The organism is Aquimarina spinulae (assembly GCF_943373825.1).
Lineage (GTDB): Bacteria > Bacteroidota > Bacteroidia > Flavobacteriales > Flavobacteriaceae > Aquimarina > Aquimarina spinulae.
In genome coordinates, this window is sequence record NZ_CALSBP010000002.1 from 3,149,981 (window position 1) to 3,172,807 (window position 22,827).

General features: G+C 32.5%; 22 protein-coding genes. 8 read left to right on the plus strand and 14 right to left on the minus strand.

Annotated features, from left to right (window positions below; translation table 11 throughout):
* Positions 1-19: 19 nt before the first annotated feature.
* Entirely contained in the window at positions 20-340 is a 321-nt protein-coding gene (locus NNH57_RS19325; protein WP_108808013.1) for a hypothetical protein, read from the minus strand.
* A gap of 577 nt (positions 341-917) precedes the next feature.
* Between NNH57_RS19325 and NNH57_RS19330 the strand changes: the two genes are divergently transcribed.
* A complete protein-coding gene (locus tag NNH57_RS19330) occupies positions 918-1,883 on the plus strand; it encodes a hypothetical protein (protein ID WP_074405515.1) in 966 nt (321 codons plus the stop codon).
* Positions 1,884-1,939: 56 nt separating this feature from the next.
* Here NNH57_RS19330 and mfd read toward each other — a convergent pair whose 3' ends face one another.
* On the minus strand, positions 1,940-5,254 hold the full coding sequence (gene mfd, locus NNH57_RS19335) for a transcription-repair coupling factor (protein WP_408608258.1): 3,315 nt from the start codon (positions 5,252-5,254) through the stop codon (positions 1,940-1,942).
* Positions 5,255-5,559: 305 nt separating this feature from the next.
* The gene (locus NNH57_RS19340) at positions 5,560-6,702 is read right to left on the minus strand and encodes an aminotransferase class V-fold PLP-dependent enzyme (RefSeq protein WP_108808232.1); all 1,143 of its coding nucleotides are present in this window, start codon (positions 6,700-6,702) and stop codon (positions 5,560-5,562) included.
* Between the two features lie 693 nt (positions 6,703-7,395).
* Here NNH57_RS19340 and NNH57_RS19345 point away from each other — a divergent pair.
* Together NNH57_RS19345 and NNH57_RS19350 are read left to right on the plus strand one after the other, a co-directional pair.
* Positions 7,396-8,493 carry a LamG domain-containing protein gene (locus tag NNH57_RS19345; protein ID WP_159099232.1) on the plus strand — a complete coding sequence of 366 codons (1,098 nt, stop codon included), beginning with the start codon at positions 7,396-7,398 and terminating at the stop codon, positions 8,491-8,493.
* Between the two features lie 657 nt (positions 8,494-9,150).
* Positions 9,151-9,582, plus strand: coding sequence for a TerB family tellurite resistance protein (locus NNH57_RS19350; RefSeq protein ID WP_074405512.1), 432 nt, complete (start codon positions 9,151-9,153; stop codon positions 9,580-9,582).
* Positions 9,583-9,617: 35 nt separating this feature from the next.
* On the opposite strand, the gene NNH57_RS19355 is transcribed toward NNH57_RS19350, so the two are convergent.
* The 5 genes from NNH57_RS19355 to fbp form a co-directional block, all read right to left on the minus strand.
* Positions 9,618-11,159 (minus strand): ATP-binding response regulator, encoded by a 1,542-nt coding sequence (locus tag NNH57_RS19355; RefSeq protein WP_074405511.1) that lies wholly within the window; start codon positions 11,157-11,159, stop codon positions 9,618-9,620.
* Positions 11,160-11,161: 2 nt separating this feature from the next.
* On the minus strand, positions 11,162-11,656 hold the full coding sequence (locus NNH57_RS19360; protein WP_108808010.1) for a Rab family GTPase: 495 nt from the start codon (positions 11,654-11,656) through the stop codon (positions 11,162-11,164).
* Positions 11,643-12,467: a cell envelope biogenesis protein OmpA gene (locus NNH57_RS19365; protein ID WP_108808009.1), complete on the minus strand. Its 825-nt coding sequence runs from the start codon at positions 12,465-12,467 to the stop codon at positions 11,643-11,645. The genes NNH57_RS19360 and NNH57_RS19365 overlap by 14 nt, the downstream gene beginning before the upstream one ends.
* An 18-nt stretch (positions 12,468-12,485) precedes the next feature.
* Positions 12,486-12,839, minus strand: coding sequence for a fructose 1,6-bisphosphatase (locus NNH57_RS19370; RefSeq protein WP_024769913.1), 354 nt, complete (start codon positions 12,837-12,839; stop codon positions 12,486-12,488).
* Between the two features lie 241 nt (positions 12,840-13,080).
* Positions 13,081-14,079, minus strand: a complete 999-nt coding sequence (gene fbp, locus NNH57_RS19375; protein WP_074405508.1) for a class 1 fructose-bisphosphatase — start codon at positions 14,077-14,079, stop codon at positions 13,081-13,083.
* A gap of 175 nt (positions 14,080-14,254) precedes the next feature.
* Here fbp and NNH57_RS19380 point away from each other — a divergent pair, with 175 nt between their 5' ends.
* The 4 genes from NNH57_RS19380 (at position 14,255) to NNH57_RS19395 (ending at position 19,236) form a co-directional block, all read left to right on the plus strand.
* Positions 14,255-14,734, plus strand: coding sequence for a GNAT family N-acetyltransferase (locus NNH57_RS19380; protein ID WP_074405507.1), 480 nt, complete (start codon positions 14,255-14,257; stop codon positions 14,732-14,734).
* A 50-nt stretch (positions 14,735-14,784) separates the two neighbouring features.
* Positions 14,785-16,038 (plus strand): aspartate kinase, encoded by a 1,254-nt coding sequence (locus NNH57_RS19385; RefSeq protein WP_108808008.1) that lies wholly within the window; start codon positions 14,785-14,787, stop codon positions 16,036-16,038.
* A gap of 53 nt (positions 16,039-16,091) precedes the next feature.
* Entirely contained in the window at positions 16,092-17,900 is a 1,809-nt protein-coding gene (locus NNH57_RS19390) for a GNAT family N-acyltransferase (RefSeq protein ID WP_074405505.1), read from the plus strand.
* Between the two features lie 124 nt (positions 17,901-18,024).
* Entirely contained in the window at positions 18,025-19,236 is a 1,212-nt protein-coding gene (locus NNH57_RS19395) for a mechanosensitive ion channel family protein (RefSeq protein WP_074405504.1), read from the plus strand.
* Positions 19,237-19,443: 207 nt separating this feature from the next.
* Here NNH57_RS19395 and NNH57_RS19400 read toward each other — a convergent pair whose 3' ends face one another.
* From NNH57_RS19400 to NNH57_RS19420, 5 genes are all read right to left on the minus strand, one after another.
* On the minus strand, positions 19,444-19,869 hold the full coding sequence (locus NNH57_RS19400; protein WP_074405503.1) for an arsenate reductase ArsC: 426 nt from the start codon (positions 19,867-19,869) through the stop codon (positions 19,444-19,446).
* A gap of 59 nt (positions 19,870-19,928) precedes the next feature.
* Positions 19,929-20,426, minus strand: a complete 498-nt coding sequence (locus NNH57_RS19405) for a GNAT family N-acetyltransferase (RefSeq protein WP_108808007.1) — start codon at positions 20,424-20,426, stop codon at positions 19,929-19,931.
* A complete protein-coding gene (locus tag NNH57_RS19410; protein WP_074405501.1) occupies positions 20,427-20,912 on the minus strand; it encodes a DUF6428 family protein in 486 nt (161 codons plus the stop codon).
* Between the two features lie 22 nt (positions 20,913-20,934).
* Complete coding sequence (locus tag NNH57_RS19415; RefSeq protein ID WP_025665769.1) at positions 20,935-21,258, minus strand: ArsR/SmtB family transcription factor; 324 nt, start codon at positions 21,256-21,258, stop codon at positions 20,935-20,937.
* A gap of 81 nt (positions 21,259-21,339) precedes the next feature.
* Positions 21,340-21,747, minus strand: a complete 408-nt coding sequence (locus NNH57_RS19420; RefSeq protein ID WP_074405500.1) for a TM2 domain-containing protein — start codon at positions 21,745-21,747, stop codon at positions 21,340-21,342.
* Between the two features lie 208 nt (positions 21,748-21,955).
* On the opposite strand from NNH57_RS19420, the gene NNH57_RS19425 reads away from it, so the two are divergent.
* The gene (locus NNH57_RS19425; protein ID WP_074405499.1) at positions 21,956-22,378 is read left to right on the plus strand and encodes a hypothetical protein; all 423 of its coding nucleotides are present in this window, start codon (positions 21,956-21,958) and stop codon (positions 22,376-22,378) included.
* A gap of 64 nt (positions 22,379-22,442) precedes the next feature.
* Here NNH57_RS19425 and NNH57_RS19430 read toward each other — a convergent pair whose 3' ends face one another.
* A complete protein-coding gene (locus NNH57_RS19430) occupies positions 22,443-22,826 on the minus strand; it encodes a VOC family protein (RefSeq protein WP_074405498.1) in 384 nt (127 codons plus the stop codon).
* Position 22,827 lies beyond the last annotated feature (1 nt).

Genomic DNA, 22,827 nt, shown 5'->3' on the forward strand with positions numbered 1-22,827 from the left:
TAAGAACATTTAAGAAGTACTATGCTGTTCTAATTTTTAGTGCCCTTAGATAACTTTTAACTTCAATGTACATTGCTTCTTTACTGTATACATCATCAATATTATTATAGCAATGATATCCAAAAGAATAATTCATAGAAAATTCTTCTATATCGATTAATTCTGGATTGTTTTTATAGTTTTCTATTTCTTCTGTAAATCTCTTCTTTAGGTTTGAATAATTTATTGCATATAGTTTATTAGCATTAAGACCATCTATCAATTGACTAACTCGATTATTTATCTTTTGTAATTGTTTCCAGGAATCTTTTAAAAAACTAAATTCTTCTCTTGTGTTCATAACCAATGTTGGATTATTATTATAACTATGATAAAATTAAAAAATATATACCTCGTTTAAAGGTGTTTGTCGGTAAAACACATTAAAACTATCGTTAAAGTGTTATTTTTTATCGACGGATGGTTTTTGTGATATGACTTTTGAGAATTACTCCCTCGGCTTCAATATACTGTATGGTACAAACACTAATATTACATTGTTCTACCAGTTCTTCTTGGGTAAGTCCTTTGATTTTATGACCTAGGTTTTAACTGTTTCATGATTTGATCTATTTCCTTTATCCCCAGTTCCCTAAGATTCATATCATATAAAAAGTATTGAGTGAATTTGGATAGTAGAATCTTTTAACAATAGCAAATACAAGGAGTTTGGTAGTTCACTAATACAATATAATGATTACAGAAATCCTATTTTTCAATAAAAACTTAATATAAGTTTTTTTAAAACAGGTTTTCTTTATTTTTACACTTTAAAGTGGTTTATGCTTTTTTGGTTCTAGCAAAAAAGTATAAACCACTCCTTTTAATAATTGTGTTTTCAGGACTTTAATTTTTTAAAATTAAAATAGTATCATAAAATGAACTACAAATCAAAAACCTTAATTATTGTCATAATTATTTTTACCTCAGCACTTGGGGTTTCTCAGGTAAGAGTTGGGAATTTTTCACATTCTAAAAATAAATTTAAGAAATTAAACAATAAGGAGCTAAAAAGGTTTACGAATACCCAAACAACATTTGTTTTTCCTAATGTTTTTCCTAAATCATCTTATGAAAATATCCTTAATCAGGTTTGGGATATAACTCCTTATAAAGTAGTCTATGAAGATGATTTTACAGGGGATGACTTAGAAATTGACAATGCTTTGGCTAGATTTGAAACTATGGAGCTTGAAGTGACTACGCAATCAGGGATGATGAAATCATATAGTTTTACCTGTATAGATTTTGGTGTTATTGACAAAATAAAAAAGAAAAAAAACAACAATGCTTGGAGCATATCACGAGTAGGTGCAATTTATTTTACACCAGATATCAAAATAAGGCAGCAAATAGCAGCACCATTTAGCGCAGAAGAAGTTGTTGGTGATTTTATCAATTTTAGATTAGGATATTTAAAAAATTATCTACAATTAGTAAATAAAAATTTAAAAAATGAAAGGCCTGTTGATATTTATGATGACTATGTCCTCCCCGAGTTAAAAGATCTTAAAAATCATACTTTGTATATAGATTCTAATCTATTATACGGGTATGATGGCTTTTTTGGATTAGAAAAAAAGAACCCAGAAATAGAAAAGTTAATGCAAGATTATCCTTTTAAATATGAAGTAGTTAAATACGGTACACTAGAAGAAAAAATCTTTAACGAAAAGAAAGATTTCTATTACTTAATGTATAATCAGATAAATTATAATAAAATAATAAACATTGTAAATGGAAAAACCGGAAATGCAATTTATCAAGAACACACTAAAATGTCTTTTAATATAAAACCTAAAGATTTTAAAAAAATTAGTTCTAAAATAAGTAAACTGAACTAATCCTTATAACATGAGTTCGATGTAATTTTCTATCGAACTCATGTTATTTATTATCATTACGCTTCAATATCAACCTTAGGTTGTAACGGTTGCAATACTTGCAGTGCCTTATCAACAGAATTAACATTTTCAAAAGTTAATAATAAGCGTAACCCGTTCCTGGTGTTCTTTTCTTTCATCTTACAAACTCCAGGATTCTGTTGTACAAATTGCAATACATGTGTAAATGCCGGACTTTGATAAAAACCAGATTGTTGATCACTAATGAAATAGCCAATCAATTTACCTTGTTTCATAATAATTTTTTCTAACCCAATAGATGTGGCTATCCATTTTATTCTAACCGAATTTAATAAATCTATCGCCTGATCCGGTAATTCACCAAAACGGTCAATCAATCGTTTTTCGTACTCCTGCAAGTCAGATTCTTCTTTGATAGCATTAAGCTCGGTATACAAGCTAAGACGTTCGGTAATATTATTGATGTAATCATCTGGGAATAACAATTCGAAATCGGTATCGATCTGTGTGTCTTTTAAATATACCTTATCTGTTGCCTCTTCTTTATATAATTCTGCAAACTCATTTTCTTTGAGTTCTTCGATGGCTTCATTTAGGATTTTTTGGTACGTTTCGAAACCAATTTCATTAATAAATCCACTCTGCTCTCCTCCTAATAGGTCTCCTGCTCCTCGAATTTCGAGATCTTTCATCGCAATATTAAAACCACTTCCCAGTTCAGAGAATTGTTCTAGTGCTGTGATACGTTTACGGGCATCTTCGGTCATAGCAGAATAGGGGGGAGTGATAAAGTAACAAAATGCTTTTTTATTACTTCGACCTACACGACCTCGCATCTGATGTAGATCAGAAAGGCCAAAATTATTGGCATTATTGATAAAAATGGTATTTGCATTCGGGACATCTAACCCGCTTTCTACAATAGTGGTAGAAATCAATACATCAAACTCTCCATTCATAAAAGAAAGCATGAGGCTTTCTAGTTTTTTTCCTTCCATTTGCCCATGACCAACACCTACTTTGGCATCGGGAACTAAGCGTTGTACCATCCCCGCAACTTCTTTAATGTTTTCGATTCTGTTATGAATAAAAAACACCTGACCACCACGTTGGATTTCATAACTTACAGCATCTCGTATTGTTTCTTCGCTAAATCGTATTACATTGGTCTCAATGGGATAACGATTGGGAGGCGGAGTAGTAATGGTAGATAAATCCCGTGCTGCCATAAGGCTAAACTGTAATGTTCTTGGGATTGGTGTAGCGGTTAAAGTTAGCGTATCTACATTTTCTTTTATGGTCTTGAGTTTATCTTTTACCGATACTCCAAATTTTTGTTCTTCGTCAATAACCAATAATCCGAGATCTTTAAACTTCACATTTTTGTTAACTAGTTGGTGAGTCCCGATAATGATATCTACTTTACCTACGGCTAGATCTTCGAGAGTCTCTCTTTTTTGTTTTGCTGTGCGAAAACGATTTATATATTCTACGGTTACCGGAAAATCTTTAAGACGTTCTCTAAACGTTTTTGCATGCTGAAAGGCAAGAATTGTAGTGGGTACCAAAATAGCTACTTGTTTCCCATTATCAACAGCTTTAAATGCTGCCCGAATAGCGACTTCGGTTTTACCAAAACCAACATCTCCACAAATAAGCCGATCCATTGGGCGCTCACTTTCCATATCAGCTTTTACTGCTTCTGTAGCAGTACTTTGATCGGGGGTATCTTCATATATAAAAGAAGCTTCCAGCTCATGTTGTAAATAACTATCTGGATTATACTGAAATCCTTTTTGCAGTTTCCGTTTTGCATATAACTGAATCAAATTGAAAGCTATATGTTTTACCCGAGCTTTGGTCTTTTGTTTAAGTGTTTTCCAGGCTTTAGAACCTAATTTGTATAGCTGCGGAGGTTTACCATCTTTACCATTAAACTTTGAAATTTTATGAAGCGAATGTATACTTAAGTATAGTACATCTCTTTCTCCATAAATTAGTTTGATAGCTTCTTGTTTTTTGCCTTCTACATCTATCTTTTGTAATCCACCAAATTTACCAATCCCATGATCAATATGAGTTACATAATCACCTACATCCAGATTGGTGAGTTCTTTTAGTGTGATTGCCTGTTTTTTGGCATATCCATTTTTGAGATTAAACTTGTGGTAGCGTTCGAATATCTGGTGATCTGTATAGCAGGCAATTTTACGATTGTGATCAATAAATCCCTGAAAGGCAGAAAAAACAATGGTTTCATATTGTTTTACATCAAGATCTGCATCGTCAAAAATATCATGAAAGCGTTTTGCCTGTTGTTCACTTACACAGAAGATATAGTTCTTATAACCCGTTTCATGATTTTCATTCAGATTTTTGATCAGTAAATCGAATTGTTTATTGAAAGAAGGTTGAGGTTTGGTGTCAAATTTTATTGCATAATCTGCTTTGGTAATAGGGCGGTTACCGATTTCGATTAATGTAAAATCTAATAATTGCTTTTTGATTAGTTCTGATGTAGCAAAAAGCTCTGTTGGGGTACCATGTTTGATATCCTTTGAAAGCGTTTTGAAGGCCTCTTCGGCTTTTTCGAAATTTTTATCAATTCTGGCAGAAAGAAGGTCAATGTCTTTTGTGACAATTACTGTTTTTGAGGCAATATATTTTAAGAAACTTTCTCTGGTTTCTTGTAATGCTTTGTTCTCAACATTGGGGATGATAGAGATTTTTTTAATTTGATCTGTAGATAGTTGAGTTTCTACATCAAAAGTTCTAATACTATCAACTTCATCGCCAAAAAATTCGATTCTATAAGGTTCGTCATTACTAAAAGAAAACACATCTACAATTCCTCCACGAACCGAAAATTCTCCAGGCTCGGTAACAAAATCTACTCTTTGAAACTGATATTCGAATAATACTTCATTTACAAAATCGAGTGAAAGCGTATCATTGATATTAATTTTTAAGGTATTTTTTTCGAGTTCTTTTCGAGTTACTACTTTTTCGAACAATGCATCGGGATAGGTGATAATTAATGCTGGTTTTTTCCTAGAATTGATGCGATTAAGCACTTCGGCTCTTAGGAGTACATTTGCATTGTCGGTTTCTTCAATTTGGTAGGGTCTACGATAACTCCCGGGGTAAAAAAGTACATTTTTATCCCCAAGTAGTTGTTCGAGATCATTGAGATAATACGCCGCCTCTTCTTTGTCATTAAAAATGCAGAGAAATGGTTTTTCGGCTTGGATAAAGCTGTTTTGAATAATAAATGATAATGATGATCCAATGCTTCCTTGCAGATGTATTTTTGTTTCGGGCTGGGCAATAGCTTCTCCCAGTTTCTGCATTTGCCGAGACTGTGCAACAATTTGCGAGATTAAATTTACACTCACTTAATAATGTTTTGTAGCAAATATAAGAGCTATATAAATTTCTGGCAAAGGGATTTTAAATTTCTATGTTAGAATGTATTGCGCGAGGGATAGTAGCGGCATCCTTTTGTTTGCTATATTTTGCAATTCAAGCTGTTGTATTCTAATGCATAATTCGGGTTTAAAACTGTTCGGGGATTTTTTATAAACAAAAGATATAGCAGATAGCCCGACCCGAAGGGCACGCCAAAAAAAGTATATTTAATCTGTTTTAACTTATATTAATCAAATTGTGCCAGTAATCGATTAAAATCTGTTTCAGAATTATATACATTAGAAGAAACTCGAATGGCATTACCACGAAAAGAAATAAAGATATTTTCTTCTTTTAGTTTCCTTTTTAATTTTTCCAAATCAATATGATCTGGTAAATAAATACCAAAAAGATGATGTGCTCTATGATGGTCTTCTTCGATAAAACAGCCTAAATCTCTAAGCTGTTGTATGGCAGTTGTAGAGATCGTTTTACAGTATTCCTGGATGGCTTCTGGTGACCATTCGATCAATTGTTCTATAGCGCGAATCAACATCGGGGTTAATACAAAATTACTAGACTCTCCAACCGAATATCTGGCGGCTTTTTCCTTGTAACGATCTTCATATTGGGTTAACCTGGTAAAATCCTCACTGTTATAACGGTTCATCCAGTTGTGTTCTATAGGTGTTCCTTCATTAAAAGCATCACTATAATATGCTACTCCGGTAGAATAAGGGCCAAGTAACCATTTATACCCTGCACAAATTAAAGCATCGGGTTTAATTTCTGAAACAGAGAAAGGGAGTGCTCCTACACTTTGAGTCCCATCAATGATTAAAAAAGCATGTACAGCTTTAGTCTTTGCTCGTATTGCTTTTAGGTCAAATAATGTGCCATCTGCCCAGTGCACATGAGACATTGCTACAACAGCAGTTTTTTTGGTAATAGCATTCAGGATATTCTCATTCCATAGTGCACCTCGATCTTTAAAATCTTTTGGAGGCTTGATTACTGTTATAGAAGCACCATGTCTATTTGCTACCTCTTGCCAGACATATACATTACTGGGAAACTGCTCATCAACTACTATAATTTCGTCTCCAGGATTGATAGGGATGTTATTAGCAGCGTTAGCAATACCGTAGGATACCGAGGGAATAATAGCAATGTTTCTATAATCAGGTGCGTTGACCAAAGTGGCAAAACGTTGTTTTAAAATCTCTCTTTGAGTAAAAAAATCTTGGGGTGTGATTTCATTAGGTCTGGCTTTTTGGATAACAGAGGCAAGACCAACTTCTGTTACAGATTTTAATTGAGGAGCCATATAAGCCCCATTTAGATAAGTGATATTGTCTGATAGATCAAAGAGGTGTTTTTGATGTTGCATATGTATCTTTTGTTGAATGTAAAAAGCGCAATGACTATTACCTTCTGTAAAAATATGCATTAGGAATATGAGACGATATTGATCAAAGTTAAAACTATCCTAATTATACGAGAATTTAGTTTTGTTAATCAGAAAATAGCATAAAAATATAAAATTGAATCTTTTCGGATGATCAATAAAATAAGGATATAGAGGCCTTTTTTTAAACAAGAAGAAAAAATATCAAAAAAAAGCAACTTTTTTCTGCCAGTCCCGAAAAACGAAACTGGCATGCTTTATTATTGCACTATAAAACAATTGCAATAATGACAAATCCAATTTTAAATCCTGATCAGGGTAGGACTAAGTCGGGATGAAATTTTGGACTATGTAGGGTAGGGTTACCCCTTTTATTATTCAGCTATTAGCTGATTTTTTGCAATTCTTAAAATTCTCCTGTGCCTTGGCATGGGAGGGTTTTATTAGAAGTGATTTGAACTTTTTGTCTGGGAGCGAAAAAATAGGCTTTTGTGACATAATAATATCTTTTTTAAGTAGCATAGCCTTAGCTACGGTGCGAAAGAAAGATGAAATTAGGGTGCAAAATGTATTTTTGCAGCCCAGAATTAAAAGCTCAAATGACTTCTTGTTGTAATGTACAAAGAAAATAGAATATTGATAAGAAATAGTAACAATTTTATAAAAACAATGAATATGAAAAACTTTTTATTTAGTGCCATTTTGGTGCTTATATCAACGCTTGGGATTGCACAGACTGTAAACGATGCTCTAATAGGATATTGGCCTTTTAACGGTAATGCGAATGATGTAAAGGGAAACAATAATGGTGTTGTTTTTGGAAATATTACATCTGCTATAGGAAAAGATGGACAAGAAAATACGGCGTATTATTTTGATGGTGTAGATGATTATATTCAAATTCTTACTCCACAACTTTCGCAAATGACCATTGCATTTTGGGTAAAACCAGATGGGATTGTCGATGATACGAGATTTTTAACTGATCTAACTGGTGATTCACCTGATGTTATGGGAGTAGGATATTATAATCAAACCATACGAATGTGGGCACGGCCTGATTGGAAAACTGTTATAGGAGGATATGATCAAACAAATCAAGCGAAATGGTCTTTGGTTTGTTTCACAATTGATGCCAATAAAAATATTACAGGTTATTTGAATGGTGTTCGAGGGGCGACCCAAAGTTTTAATCAAATGATCACTAATTTGGGCATAGGAAAAAAATATTCTCTTAATGGAAATTCTTATGGTAGCGATTTCAAAGGAAGTATGGATGAGTTTATGATATTTAATAGAGTATTAACTGAATCAGAAATTCAATCATTGGCAGGAGGTGATTCAAATACAATTTCGAATGGTTGGAAAACCGATAATTCAAAAGTATATGTCACTACAGAATCGGTAGGTATTGGTACTGCTAATCCAGACTCCAGACTCACTGTAAAAGGAAAAATTCATGCAGAGGAAGTAAAAATAGATCTTAGCGTTCCTGCTCCGGATTATGTGTTTACCAAAGAGTATGATTTGTTAACTATAGAAGAAATACAACAGCACATTAAAGAAAAAGGACATTTACCTAATATTCCTTCTGCAATCGAAATGGAGAAAAATGGTGTAGAACTTGGGATTATGAATATGAAGCTTCTTGAAAAAATAGAAGAACTCACATTGTATACCATTGCACAGGAAAAACAATTAAAAGAACAGCAAAAAATAAATGAAGTTCTGGAGGCGCGATTGAAAAAAATAGAAGGTTTATTATTAAAGTAAATTTCTTGCGCTAAAATTTTGGATACTAGAAAAATGTAAACAAAAACAAAAAGCGAGATCAAAATTACCTCGCTTTTTTACATTTTATGTACCAGTCCCGATAAGAGTGGTACGATCCTATATCTTCTCATGGCTTATCGGTGTATAGCATAACTAGAAGAAGCAGGTAGTTGTTTTATAAAATTAATGAATGGCTTAAAGTTTAATCCGAATTTAATGTATAAAGTTTTCATGTTTTATGATTTTTAAATTAGTAATACATCTTTGGATATAGTATAAACAATTGCCGTGCCAAAAAAATAAAAATACTGTAAAGTGAAGAATAACAAGAGATTGCAGATGTTGCTGTTTTAAGAATGAATCAATAATACGATTGAAGCACTGATTTTTTTCTAAAGAATTAAGAATAATCCCAATACAACTAAATTTAAAATCGCTGTCAGAATGTTTAGGTTCTGTTATATGTTCTTTTAATGTTTAGGATAGGTTGTGAAATAGGGTAGAGTAGTGATTATTTTTTTGTCAAATTCACTATAGTTTCAGGGTGTAATAGATTTTCTATTGCATAATGAGGGTTTAAACTAAAAAATGGCAATTATTAATTTTAAAAGGTATATAGTTTAGTTATATTTGCGGCAAATTAAACAAAAGTATACAATGTCAATATCTGATTTATTTGATAGCGGATTTCAGAAAAGAAACCAGGACCATTTTGCAGCAATTGTAAAAATAGCAATGAGTGATGGAGTGATTACTGACGAGGAGAAGGCTTTTTTAGATAGATTAGCCACCAGACTGGGTATTTCTGAGAATGATTACAAAGAAATTTTAAAAGATTATAGTACACATCCTATTAATCCTCCTACGAGTTATGAGAGGAGACTTGAGCGATTGTATGATTTATCTAGAATGGTTTATGCAGATCATGTAAAGGGTGAAGGCCAGGTAGTTTTATTAGAGAAACTGAGTATTGGGTTAGGGTTTAATCCAGAAAATGCAAAATACATTGTCGATAAAGCCTTAAACCTGGTTGATCAGGGAGTAGATAGTGATACTTTTGAAGAAGAGGTTAAAAATATGAATAGATAATAAGAATCTATTTTTAAACCATAAAAAAAGGCAGCTTAATCGGCTGCCTTTTTTGCTATTTGTTTTGTGATTTTATAAATCAATTCTTCTTGCTCGAAGGGTTTGGCTATAAAGTCATCCATTCCGGATCGTATACATTTATCTCTGGCTACATCATTAGCTTTACCAGAAAAACCAATAATAGGTACTTCAGAAATAAATTTATCTCCATAATTGTTTCGGATCATATGCGTGGCCTGATATCCATCGATTTTAGAAACGGTAAGATCCATTAAAATCAAATCATATTTGCGTCGTTCGATATAGTTAATAGCTTCTTCGCCATTAATAGCAATATCGACAAAAAAGTTACCTTGTGAGATCAATACCTTCATAATTAGATATTGTGTTATTTCTTCATCTTCTACGACCAGGATTCTATATTTGGTTGCACTTTTTGGCAATTTATATTTTTTCTTTTTTCGTGCTGGAGTCGTTTTTATGATCTCAAATTTAAATGGGAGTTTTATATTAAATGTGGTTCCTTTTTCTGGCTCACTGGTTACTTTTATTTCTCCATTTAAAAGATCTACCAGGTTTTTTACTATTGCTAGCCCAAGACCAGTCCCAGAAATTCGTTTGTCGAGATCAAAACGAGTAAATCGTTCAAAAAGATAGGGGATGTTTTCTTCCATAATCCCAATCCCGGTATCTTCAATTTTAAAATTAAGACTTAGCTTATTGGTACGTTGATAATTTTTGGTTACCGAAAGGATAACCTTTCCTTCTTCGGTAAATTTAAAAGCATTGGTTAGGATATTATTTAAAATCTGATATATCCTGGTTCTGTCTCCGATGAGATATTCCTGAATGCTGGGATCTATATTAGTCTCAAAAGTAATTTGTTTTTCTTCGGCGACCTTAGCATAAGATTCACGAAACCCATCTATTAAAGTATGAAAAGCAAAACGTTCTTCTACAATTTTTAGTTTTCCTGATTCTATTTTAGACAGATCAATCATATCGTCTATAAGAGCGTTAAGATGAAGACTTTCTCTTTTTATAATTCTGGCAAGTTCCTCTTGTTCGAAAGTTAGTTTGGTTTTTTCCAGGACTTCTACAAACCCTAATATACTTGTGAGAGGTGTTCTTATCTCATGATTGATATTAGCAATAAAACTATTCTTAAATTCTTCTTTTTCCAGAAGATATTTGTTCTTAAGTTCGAGTTCTTTGGCTAATAAAATGGATTCATTTTTTTGCTGTGCTATTTGATTAAGGTCTTTATATTTCCCTGTATAATCAAAAAGAATAATTATGATTTCTTCTTTTTCAAGAGTAAATGTGATGTCGCAAATCTTTTCTATTTCACCATCTTCTAAGTGAATACAGGGAAAGTTTAATGCTTTTTTACCAGAAGAGGTGTTTTTTTCAAATTCTCGCAGGATTTCAAAAAATGGATGAGCATCAAAAATTAATGTACCTTCTTTCCAATTAAAAAAAGTATGATCACTTTCTGTAATGATATTATCATAAGTAACATGAATGATTTGTACTTGTGGATTAAATTGCGAATGGTCGTTTTGATGTTTCGTCATGCTCACTTGGTTATTTCTTCTGCCAAATCTAAAAAGAAACTCTCGACATTTTTATTTGTTTTAGCACTGGTTAGACCATCAAAAGGAATATTTTTTTCGGTAAGTTGACGTCTGATTTCTTTTTCATTAACCAGGTCGAGCTTATTACCTAATACTCTGGCGGGTACTTTGATGTAGTTTTCTTTAAGGTATTCTAGATCTTTGGTAAGTGTTGCATATGTTTCTTCTCTGGTAAGATCAAAGACATAAATAAAGGCATGCGAACCAAGGAGATATGATTTTCGGGTATCTTCTATGCTAATAGAATGCCCTTCTGTATCCCAGATGATCATAGATAATTCTCTACCATCGGGTAGTTGTATCAATTTCTTTTTTATTTGGACTCCAAGGGTTACCTTGTATTCTTTAGAAAATTCGTTGTCCATAAAACGTCTGAATAGAGACGTTTTTCCGACACCAAAGTGTCCTAAAAGGACTACTTTTTTAGACAATTTCATCTGCAAAATGTTTTTTTAATTTTTTAGTAAAAAGGGTACTGTTTTCTAAGTCTTTGCTAGAAATATTATTTTTGGCAAAATCTATAATCTGATCTTCGAGAACTTCTTTAAACATCATAGTATATGCTCCAGAAATTACTGCAGCTACATAATAAGAATAAAAATTTTGTATATGTATAGTATACAATTCATATTCTATGAGTTCTAAATTTTGATTTCCTCCTTCAAAAGCATCTTCAACAAAACTTTTTATTGCCGTAAGCATTCCGGCAACCATTTCTTTATCTATGGTACCTTCTGATAACGGACTATAATCTGCAATTAATATACCAGAGTTTTTTTCGATAACAAACAATTGGATTAGCCTTGGTTTTGCGTAATCCGTTATAGCAAGATCTCCTTCGCTAACTCCCTGAACCTTGGCTTTAGTTCTACGAAACCAGTTTCTAAAGGAAAATGCTTTTTTCGTTTTTCTGCTGATGTTTTCGCTCAATAATTTCATTTCATGAGCGATATATTTCTTGATCATTTTACCGATAATAGGAAATAAAGCTTCTACCACGGCATCTTGAGAGTTTTTAATTTCTTCTCGTAACGTTTCTGTAATAGTTGGCCCCAGAGTTTTAGGGATTTCCTGTACGAATTCTTCTAGTTTATCATCAATAATAGGATCAACTTTATAGGAGAGTTCTTTTTTTTGGTGAACAATTTTGGTTAAATCATCAACTTTTTGAGCAATGGAGTCAGCAAATTCGTGTTCTTCTGCAAAAAGAAGTTCTTTAAGAATTTTAAGTTTATCCTGCTCTTCCATAATTTTGGATAGATTGGATTATTTTTGGTTGATTTTTTCACCAAGATTGATAAGAAGGTCTCCCAACGTTTTTTTATCAACTTTTTTGGTATCCAGCATATCAGTTTTATCAGCTAGATTATCTTCTAATTCGGTGATTCTGATATTTATATCTGTACTTAGGTTGTCAATTGCTTGATTTAGCTCTTTACGCGTATCATCGATAAAGTCTTCAAGTTCTTTCTTTTTTGAAGTAATTTCTTTTTTTACTTTCTCAAACTCTGAATTATAAGCAGCAATATTTTCCCCAAAGATCAAATTCTTTATTGCTTCTATTTTTGAAGAAGGGTCATCAGCAACTTTTTCTTCAACAGCTTTATTTTCTTTAGCCATTTTAATCGGTTTATTAGATTCTTAATTTTGAACTTACGTAAAATTAACATAAAAACGTTAAAAAAGTCGCTATAATGGCGATAATGTTAATCTCATCAATTCAAAATCCTATTCTTTTAAAAAGATTGTGTTGTACGTTTTACTTTTAAATTTGGGGTGAGGGTATACGAAGTTTTATAAAAATACAAATATTCGATATACAAGGATAGTAAAAAATAAGGTTATTTTGATCTATTTAGACTTATTTCATAAATGACTCTACTTTTTTGACCATATTTTTACTACCACAAATAAAAGGAGTACGCTCGTGTAGTTGAGTTGGTTTGATGTCCATAATTCGTCTGTATCCATCACTAGCTTTACCGCCTGCTTGCTCGGTTATAAAAGCCATAGGATTACATTCATATAATAAACGAAGTTTTCCATTAGGAGATTTTGAAGTATTTGGATACATATAGATACCTCCTTTTATCATATTACGGTGAATATCACTCACCAGAGAACCAATATATCGAGAAGTGTATGGGCGATCCTCTTTTTCTTCCTGACAATATTTAATATAATCTTTAATCCCTTGTGGAAAATGAATATAGTTTCCTTCATTTACCGAATATATACTTCCGTTATCCGGAAATTTCATATTTGGATGTGATAAGTAATATGTTCCTAACGCAGGGTTTAATGTAAAACCATTCACACCATGACCTGTAGTATACACAAGCATAGTAGAGGTTCCATAAATGATATATCCTGCTGCCACTTGTAAATTACCGGGTTGTAAAAAATCATCCAGAGTTACGGGAGTTCCCGTAGGGGTTATCCTGCGATAAATCGAGAAAATGGTTCCTACAGAAACATTAACGTCTATATTAGAACTTCCATCCAAAGGGTCCATAAGAACCACATAATTATTGCGATGGTCGTTTTTTTGCCCTTTTATAGTAATGAATTCATCATTTTCTTCAGAAGCAATTCCACATACAATTTCTCTATTTGTAAGCGTATTAATAAAGGTTTCATTAGCCAAAACATCCAGTTTTTGCTGGTCTTCACCTTGTATATTGGTTTCTCCGGCAGCTCCTGTAATATCTACTAACCCTGCTTTATTTACCTCATGATTCACCATTTTTGCAGCTAATCGAATAGAGTTGATCAAACGAGAAAGTTCTCCACTAGCATATGGGAAATCTTTTTGGTTTTCTATTATAAATTCTCCTAGGGTTTGATTTCTTCTTGTCATTTATGGTGAATTTTAGTTGCTGCAAAAGTATTATTTTTTAGGTAACTATAACGTTTTCGGAGGTTTTAATTATTAAACTTCATTAAGAATTGTAAAAACATATTATGTGACTACATAACATTAGAAAATTGTCTGATTTCTGGTTCATATTTTATAGTTTTGATAAACTTTTTTTATGAATTATGTGATTAGAGATGCCAGAGAGGAAGATATGACCCAAGTACTGGGTTTGATTCAGGAATTGGCAATTTTTGAAAAAGAACCTGATGCAGTAGAAATAACTGTTGAAGAGCTTATACGTGAAGGTTTTGGAGACCATCCACTTTTTCATTGTTTTGTGGCCGAGGTAAAGGATGAAATAGTAGGAATAGCTCTGGTGTATTATCGATTTTCTACCTGGCAAGGGCGCTCTGTTCATTTAGAAGACCTTATTGTTAAAGAATCTATGAGAGGAACTGGTTTGGGTAGTGCATTATACAAAGAAGTATTAAAATACGCTAAATCAAAAGGAGTGCGAAGAGTAGAATGGGTTGTTTTGGATTGGAATACTCCTGCTATTGATTTTTATGAAAAAAGTGGAGCAAAGCTTTTAAAAGATTGGTACTTGGTTCAAATGGATCAGGATGGAGTTAATAAATTCGTATCAAAATCATAATGCTTTCAATTTAACATTACCTAATTTAATAGTAAAGAAACACTTGGTTAATGAGAGTTTTTAAATTCGGAGGGGCATCTGTAAAAGATGCTAATGGAGTGAAAAATGTACTTAATGTACTTGAGAAAACAGGGTTTTCTAATCTTGTTATTGTTATTTCTGCAATGGGTAAGACCACTAATGCTTTAGAACATATTGTCGAATTGTATACTAACAATAGCAAGGAGCTTAAAATATCACTTCGGGATCTAGAGATATATCATAACGAAATTCTGGAAGCACTTTTTGAAAACAAACAACACCCAGTTTTTAAAAAAATTGAAGGCCTTTTATTAGATATGCAAACTACACTAGATAGAAATAAATCAACTCAATATGATTATATCTATGATCAAATAGTACCTTATGGAGAGTTAATTTCTACTACTATTGTAAGCGAATATCTAAATCATAAAGGATATCAAAATACGTGGTTAGATGCACGAGATTTTATTAAAACAGATACTGCCTATAGAGACGCTGAAGTAGATTGGCAAACTACTCAACACCTGATACTCGAGAAGGTCAATAAAAATAGCCTTAGTGTTACCCAGGGATTTATCGGATCTGATGAGAATAATTTTACTACGACTTTGGGCAGAGAGGGGAGTGATTATACTGCCGGGATTTTGGCGTATTGTTTAAATGCAGATAGCGTAAGTATCTGGAAAGATGTGCCTGGTGTTCTTAATGCAGATCCCAGGGTGTTTGATACAACTCAATTACTTTCTCATATCTCTTATGAAGAGGCTATAGAACTAGCGTTTTATGGAGCATCTGTAATTCATCCAAAAACGATTCAACCTCTACAGCGTAAAGAAATACCGCTATATGTTAAGTCATTTCTTAATCCTGTCGATCAAGGGACTTCTGTAAAGAAAGGTCAACCATTAGACCCTCATTTACCTTGTTATATTGTAAAGAAAAATCAGGTTTTAGTCTCGCTTTCTTCTTTAGATTTTTCATTTATTGTCGAAAATAATATTAGTGAGATCTTTAGTCTTTTTCATCAATATCATATAAAAGTAGATCTGATTCAGAATTCTGCAATTAGTTTTTCGGTATGCCTTGACGATAAGTTTGATCATTTTGAAAAACTTTTAGGTAAACTTAAAGCAAAATTTAGAGTTACTTATAATACAAATGTGTCTTTATTTACGATTAGACACTTTACAAATGAAGCTATTACCTCTTTAGAAAAAAATAAAGATATTTTGCTAAAACAAATAACCAGAGAGACTTATCAAATGGTATCCCGAGATTAGTGATATCAATTCAAGGATTTTGCTATATTTGCAGTTAGCGCAAATTGTATTTAATGCCCATAGTCACAGCAAGAGAAGTAGCCGCGGGGCTCAAAATGGATAAATTTGGTTTTATAGGCACCTTTATTGGTTGGGTGATTCTTAAGGCTACCCGAATATCAAAAATAAATCGACAGTATGATAAACTTAGCCATTTAAAAGGGTTGGAATATATAAATACAACACTTGATTTATATGGTGTTACTTTTGAAATTCCCGAAGAAGATTTAAAACGATTACCAAAAGAAGGACCGTTTATTACATTGTCAAATCATCCACTTGGCGGAATTGATGGAGGAGTATTACTTAAATTAATGCTTGAACATCGTTCTGATTATAAGATTATCGCAAATTTTTTATTACATAGTTTTAAGCCTTTAGAGCCTTATGTTATGCCTGTCAATCCTTTTGAGGATAGAAAAGAAGCAAAGTCTAGTCATAAAGGAATTAAGGAAGCTATTTTACATCTTCGAGAAGGGAAGCCGTTAGGTATTTTTCCGGCGGGAGAGGTATCTACTTTTAAAGAAGGAAAGAATTATGTAGATAGACCATGGGAACCTAGTGCGATGAGACTAGTTCAAAAAGCAAAAGTTCCTGTAATTCCTATATATTTTCATGCTCGTAATAGCAGGCTTTTTTATCGCCTGGCCTCGATAAGTGATATTTTACGAACAGCCAAATTGCCGAGTGAACTTTTTTCTCAGGAAAATAAAGTTATCAAAGTGCGAATTGGTAATCCGGTTTCGGTAAAAGATCAGGAAGAGCATACTAATCTTGAGGATTTTACGAATTTCTTACGTAAGAAAACGTATATGCTAGCCAATCCTTTTGAGAAAAAGACATTAAGAGAATCAATTCCTCAAAATTTGAAATTACCAAAATCACCTAAAGAAATAGCTGTCGAAGGTAATATCAATGCCATAGAATCAGAGTTGCAATACTGTAGAGATCATGATAAACGATTATTGATCAGTAAGAATTATGAAGTTTTTCTGGCAAAGAAAAAGCATATTCCAAATGTAGTTCGTGAAATAGGGAGACTTAGAGAAATTACGTTTAGAGCAATTGGCGAAGGAACTAATAATTCGTTGGATCTGGATCCTTTTGATGAATATTATCACCATATGTTTCTATGGGATAATGAGGCCAAAAGAATGGTTGGAGCATATCGTATGGGAATGGGTTCACAGATTTATGCTAACCGTGGTATTGATGGATTTTACCTTCAGGATTTATTTAGGTTTGAACCAGAGTTACATAAAATGATGAATGAATCTATCGAAATGGGTAGGGCTTTTATTATTAAAGAGTATCAACAACGTCCTATGCCATTATTTTTACTTTGGAAAGGTATAGTACATTGTACACTTCGTTTCCCAGAGCATAAATATCTTATAGGAGGAGTTAGTATTAGCAATAAGTTTAGTAATTTTTCTAAATCTCTGATGATAGAGTTTATGAAATCTCATTATTATGATCCTTATGTAGCACAATATGTTAGGCCTAAAAAAGAGTTTAAGGTAAAGCTAAAAGATGCAGATAAAGACTTTGTCTTTGATGAAAGTAAAAGTGATCTCAATAAATTTGATAAAATTATCGATGAAGTAGAACCAGGAAGTCTTCGTATCCCGGTTTTAATTAAAAAATATATTAAGCAAAATGCTAAAGTAGTAGCATTTAATGTTGATCCATTATTTAATAATGCGGTTGATGGTTTGATGTATATTCGTATCGCCGATCTCCCCGATAGTACTGTAAAACCTGTTATGGAAGAATTTCAGGCAGAATTAGAGCAGAAGTATTTTAAAAACGGTGATAAATAAGATTCTCGACATACATTGTTTTTAAGATTAGATTTTTTTGATAATTTTTTCTCGTTTAGTCTTTAAAAAAGCAAAAATTAAAGTAACTTCAGTAGTGTTTCGAATTGACTTAATTAACTAGGTTATGGTTATTGAATACATATATTTTGCTATTGCCCTTGTTGGGGTTTTATTCTTCTTCTATGTAATGCGTAGGATTTTTAGATGGTTGCAAAAAAAGGCTAGTGCATTAGAGACTAATATTTTTTTTAGTAGTAATAAGGCTGTTCAATTTTTTAAGTTTATTACTCCAAGAAGAGAACGCCATATTCTCAAGATTGTAATTAGATTATTTAGAATAACCATAAGTGTTACCTTTTTGATTTTATATCTTCCTTTTATGTTTAGTTTGGTTCCGCAAACCAAGGTATATGCAGATACTGTTTTGGGATATATAAAAAAGCCATTGTTATTTCTGTATGACGGTATTATCGGGTTTATTCCTAATTTATTTTTTATAGTTGTTATTTTCTTTATTACTAAATACTTACTTAGGTTTTTAAAATATGTTACGAATGAGCTAGAACAAGAAGCCGTTCGATTAGAAGGGTTTCACGCAGATTGGGCACGCCCGACATTTAATTTGCTAAGAGTTATTATTATTGCATTTGCGGTAATTATAATTTTCCCATATATACCAGGTTCAGATTCTCCGGCATTTAAAGGAGTATCTATCTTCTTTGGGGTATTATTTTCTTTGGGATCTACTTCTGCTATTTCTAATATCGTAGCAGGTATTGTAATTACGTATATGCGCCCCTTTAAAGTAGGAGATCGCGTACAAATAGGAGAGACTATAGGAGATATTACAGATCGAAGTCTATTAGTGACACGAGTAAAAACTATTAAAAATTTAGATATTACTATTCCCAATTCTTCTATTCTGGGAAATCACATTGTTAATTTTAGTAAAAATGCTATTGATGATGTTGGAATTATATTACATACTTCGGTTACTATAGGATACGATGTTCCTAGTAATAATGTATTGAAAGCTTTAATAGATGGAGCAAAAAAAACAGATTTGATTTTACCAGATCCTTCACCATTTGTATTGATTAAAAGCCTTGATGATTTTTATGTAAACTATGAAATCAATGCGTATACCAAAACCCCTGAAAAAGCAGCATTGATTTATTCGATGCTACATGAGAATTTAAAGAATGCACTTCATGATGCCGAAATCGAAATATTGTCTCCTCATTATCAAGCAATAAGAGATGGAAATGTATTAACTGTACCACCAGAGAATATTCCCGAAAATTATGCAAAACCTGGGTTTAGAGTAGAAAAATAATCGATTTTATTTTTTCAAAATGTATATAGAGTATTAAAAAACAACTCTTTATGTGTAATTGATATTAGTTAAGAAAGTTTTAAAAAAGGGCAGCATAAAAGTTAACTTTTGTGCTGCCCTTCTTTATTTATCCAGAGGAATATAACCTACAAGGTTTTATAGATGTAACGACTTAGAAACGCTATCAGAGAGTTCAAATCAGTACTGTTACGATACCGTTTTCAATATATTTTTCTCTACAAAATCTTTGCAATATTCTTTAATCTGATTTCTGGTTTTTGTAAATGCGATATGAATTTCTTCTTCTGTACCTTCTACCTTTGATGGATCAAAGAAATTATAATGCAATCGTTCTGCCTTACCGGGGAAGAAAGGGCATCTTTCTTTGGCATTATCACACACGGTAATAATAAAATCAAATTGTATATCCAGATATTCATCTAGATTATTAGAAGTATGAGTAGAGATATCAATACCATCTTCTTTCATAATAGCTATTGCTCTGGGATTTACTCCATGGGTTTCTACTCCCGCACTATAAATAGTTGCATTGTCTTTGGCAAAATGCTTTAAATATCCTTCTGCCATTTGACTCCTACAAGAATTACCTGTGCATAATACTAAAATATTCATAAGTGTTTTTGTTTTTAGTTACTCTCTTTTTATAAGAGAATTTGTGGTGTTTATTGTGGTTATATAATTATTTTACTTCTCCGTTCCAAGAGGATATTATCGTGCCAGATATCATCTAATTTTGCCACTTTTTCTCGATATCCTATTTCTCTAAATCCTAAAGATTTATGTAAATCAACACTCGCTTTGTTATTTCTAAATATCCCTGCTTGTAGAGTCCAGAATCCAGCTTTTTCGCTTTCTTCAATTAATTTGGATAAAAGTAGTTTACCTATACCCAAACCTCTATATTTTTGTGTTATATAAATACTAACTTCTGCTACTCCTTTATACACTTCTCTTTTCGAGGTTGGGGACAGCGCTGCCCAGCCTGCAATAGTATTTTTACGAATAGCCTTGATTCTACAAGGTTTTGAATGCGAAACATCCCATGCTTTCCAAGTAGGTAACTGGGTTTCAAAGGTGGCAACTCCTGTATCAATTCCTTCTTTATAGATCGCAGAGATCGCGGGCCAATCCTCTTCGGTAAAATATGCTATTTTTATTGTAGAATCCATCTAACAACAACCGCTACCTGGGGCGCAAGAAGCTGCTTCTTCAGCATTAGTTTCTGTAATTCCACATACTTCTTTTGCTTTGCAGTCTGTAGGGTTTACAGTAAGTTTCAGTATTAATTGATCTTTTTTAATTTCAAAATCTGCAATGTGCAATTGTGCAGTATGAAACATAGTATTTCCATATTCTATTTTTACTACAGCATCCATTTCATAAGATTTCATCTTTCCTACCTTTCTTAATATTGCCAGAGCTTTATAGGTACTCATATAGTCTGATTTACCTAATTCACCTGGGCTTTCCCATAGTTGAATAATAGTTTCTTTCCAGAAATCGGTACCAGCGCCGCAATCTACGGCATCTACGGTAATATGTTTTACTTCGGTAATATGGTAATTAGTCCCTACCAACATTCCCGGAGCATATTCGAATAGTAATGATTTATCTTGATGTTCTGCTAATAGCGTTATAAAGTCTGATGTATTCATGATTTTTAATGATTAATAAAGTTTAACAACAATTTTTTTTGGTGGTATTAAAAAATGAGTTTAGATTTTTTTGCAAAGCAGTCCATCGATCGATATCGATACAGTAACACATGCTTTTGCCTTCGATTTCTCCTTTGAGTAATCCTATGCTTTTTAATTCTTTAAGGTGCTGAGATATCGTAGCCTGCGCCAATCCTATTTCTTCAACCAAATCATTACATATGCATGTATTTTGTTTACTAATATATTGAAGAATAGCAATACGTGCAGGGTGGCCTAATATTTTGAAAAACTGTGCTAATTCATTTTGTTGTTGATCGAATATTTGCGTCTTGGTAATTCCCATAATTAATATTATAATATCGCAATATTACGATAACAAAATGAAATAAAAAAGCTAGAAGTTAAAATTTCCAGCTTTTTATTATTAGAACCAAGGCTTTCTACCAACCTGATAGGTTTGATAAAATTCTTCGTCAGATTTTGTTAAATACATAATACCTTCTACAAGACCAATAATCGATGGAACGTATATAGTTAATATTCCTATACCTAAACACATTAGAGGAAATGAGATTAAAGTTATTCCCAGTAGAATAAAACCTTCTTTTTGGTACCCCAAAATGAATTTATGAACTCCAAGCCATCCTAAAAAAATTGCTAAAATACCGGCAAGAACTTTTTTGTTATCCGCAGAATTAACAAGTTCTTTAGCCTCTTCAGCAAAATCACTGGCTGCTTCTTTGGCATCACTAGCAAACTCTTTTGCTGCTTCTGCCGCTTCTTCTGCTCCTTTTTTTATATCGTCCCCTAGGTTGTTGTTTTCTTCACTCATGTTGTTAAAAAGATTTATTAGTTTGGAGAAAATTACAAAAAAATATCAATTAAAAATCAGAAGATTAGTAAGAATATTTATAAGTATAAATTATTAGTATATAGGATAACTATAGTAGGGTAAATTTTGATAAGTCATATTTATTGTTATATTTGGTATAACAACTTTGAATAAAAAAACAAACACTAACCTTTTAAATTTGAAAACTATGATATGGGGAATCTCATTAATCGTTTTAAGTATTCTTGCAGTACCATCATTACTATTATCTAAAAAACCAAATGCAAAAGAGCTTTTAGAGAAAATTGAACCTTACCAGGGTTGGATTGGATTTATATTTTGTATTTGGGGTATTTGGGGTATTATTTCTGCAATTTTAAACCTGGGGTGGCTTACAACATATCCTATTTGGTGGATAACCTTGTTAGCAGGAAATATTGTTTCTGCAGCATTAGGATTTATGCTTGGATTTGGTCTCATCAGTAAATATTTTTTATCCAAAAGTGAAGAGGCAAAAGAAAAAGCAAATCGCCTTAGAGAAAAACTAGCTCCTAAACAAGGTAAGCTAGGTATCGTAGGAATAATCGTTGGCTGCTGGATGATAGTAGCATCTCTTTTATTCTTTATGTAATATTCTAAATGAAATTATATATAAAAAAGGTTGGCTACATAGCCAACCTTTTTTTGTTAGGGTTTTATAAGAATGCTTTATCGACTGGTTCCCAAAGCTCAATTTTATTACCTTCTGGATCTATAATCCACCCAAATTTACCATATTCATATTCTTCTACTTTATCAATAACAGTTACTCCTTCGTTTTTAAGAACTTCGAGAAGTTTGGTTAGGTTTTCTACTCTGAAATTCATCATAAATTCTTTCTTACTTGGGGCAAAATAAGTGGTGTCGTCTTTAAAAGGACTCCATTGTGTAGAACAATCGTTACCTTCTTTGTCTTTCCACCAGAATGTACAACCATAGTCATCTGTATTAAAACCCAGATGATCCCTGTACCAATCTTTTGTTTTTTTTGGATCAACTGTTTTAAAAAATATACCCCCTATTCCTGTTACTCGTTTCATA

What these genes read in the sequence shown, in the direction of transcription:
- NNH57_RS19395 (WP_074405504.1), top strand. Translation starts at nt 18,025, where the DNA reads ATGGTTATTGAATACATATATTTTGCTATTGCCCTTGTTGGGGTTTTA.
- NNH57_RS19430 (WP_074405498.1), bottom strand. Translation starts at nt 22,826, where the DNA reads ATGAAACGAGTAACAGGAATAGGGGGTATATTTTTTAAAACAGTTGAT.
- NNH57_RS19390 (WP_074405505.1), top strand. Translation starts at nt 16,092, where the DNA reads ATGCCCATAGTCACAGCAAGAGAAGTAGCCGCGGGGCTCAAAATGGAT.
- NNH57_RS19345 (WP_159099232.1), top strand. Translation starts at nt 7,396, where the DNA reads ATGAAAAACTTTTTATTTAGTGCCATTTTGGTGCTTATATCAACGCTT.
- NNH57_RS19340 (WP_108808232.1), bottom strand. Translation starts at nt 6,702, where the DNA reads ATGCAACATCAAAAACACCTCTTTGATCTATCAGACAATATCACTTAT.
- NNH57_RS19355 (WP_074405511.1), bottom strand. Translation starts at nt 11,159, where the DNA reads ATGACGAAACATCAAAACGACCATTCGCAATTTAATCCACAAGTACAA.
- fbp (WP_074405508.1), bottom strand. Translation starts at nt 14,079, where the DNA reads ATGACAAGAAGAAATCAAACCCTAGGAGAATTTATAATAGAAAACCAA.
- NNH57_RS19415 (WP_025665769.1), bottom strand. Translation starts at nt 21,258, where the DNA reads ATGGGAATTACCAAGACGCAAATATTCGATCAACAACAAAATGAATTA.
- NNH57_RS19330 (WP_074405515.1), top strand. Translation starts at nt 918, where the DNA reads ATGAACTACAAATCAAAAACCTTAATTATTGTCATAATTATTTTTACC.
- NNH57_RS19380 (WP_074405507.1), top strand. Translation starts at nt 14,255, where the DNA reads ATGAATTATGTGATTAGAGATGCCAGAGAGGAAGATATGACCCAAGTA.
- NNH57_RS19350 (WP_074405512.1), top strand. Translation starts at nt 9,151, where the DNA reads ATGTCAATATCTGATTTATTTGATAGCGGATTTCAGAAAAGAAACCAG.
- NNH57_RS19425 (WP_074405499.1), top strand. Translation starts at nt 21,956, where the DNA reads ATGATATGGGGAATCTCATTAATCGTTTTAAGTATTCTTGCAGTACCA.
- NNH57_RS19405 (WP_108808007.1), bottom strand. Translation starts at nt 20,426, where the DNA reads ATGGATTCTACAATAAAAATAGCATATTTTACCGAAGAGGATTGGCCC.
- NNH57_RS19400 (WP_074405503.1), bottom strand. Translation starts at nt 19,869, where the DNA reads ATGAATATTTTAGTATTATGCACAGGTAATTCTTGTAGGAGTCAAATG.
- NNH57_RS19360 (WP_108808010.1), bottom strand. Translation starts at nt 11,656, where the DNA reads ATGAAATTGTCTAAAAAAGTAGTCCTTTTAGGACACTTTGGTGTCGGA.
- NNH57_RS19325 (WP_108808013.1), bottom strand. Translation starts at nt 340, where the DNA reads ATGAACACAAGAGAAGAATTTAGTTTTTTAAAAGATTCCTGGAAACAA.
- NNH57_RS19365 (WP_108808009.1), bottom strand. Translation starts at nt 12,467, where the DNA reads ATGGAAGAGCAGGATAAACTTAAAATTCTTAAAGAACTTCTTTTTGCA.
- NNH57_RS19420 (WP_074405500.1), bottom strand. Translation starts at nt 21,747, where the DNA reads ATGAGTGAAGAAAACAACAACCTAGGGGACGATATAAAAAAAGGAGCA.
- NNH57_RS19370 (WP_024769913.1), bottom strand. Translation starts at nt 12,839, where the DNA reads ATGGCTAAAGAAAATAAAGCTGTTGAAGAAAAAGTTGCTGATGACCCT.
- mfd (WP_408608258.1), bottom strand. Translation starts at nt 5,254, where the DNA reads ATGCAGAAACTGGGAGAAGCTATTGCCCAGCCCGAAACAAAAATACAT.
- NNH57_RS19410 (WP_074405501.1), bottom strand. Translation starts at nt 20,912, where the DNA reads ATGAATACATCAGACTTTATAACGCTATTAGCAGAACATCAAGATAAA.
- NNH57_RS19385 (WP_108808008.1), top strand. Translation starts at nt 14,785, where the DNA reads ATGAGAGTTTTTAAATTCGGAGGGGCATCTGTAAAAGATGCTAATGGA.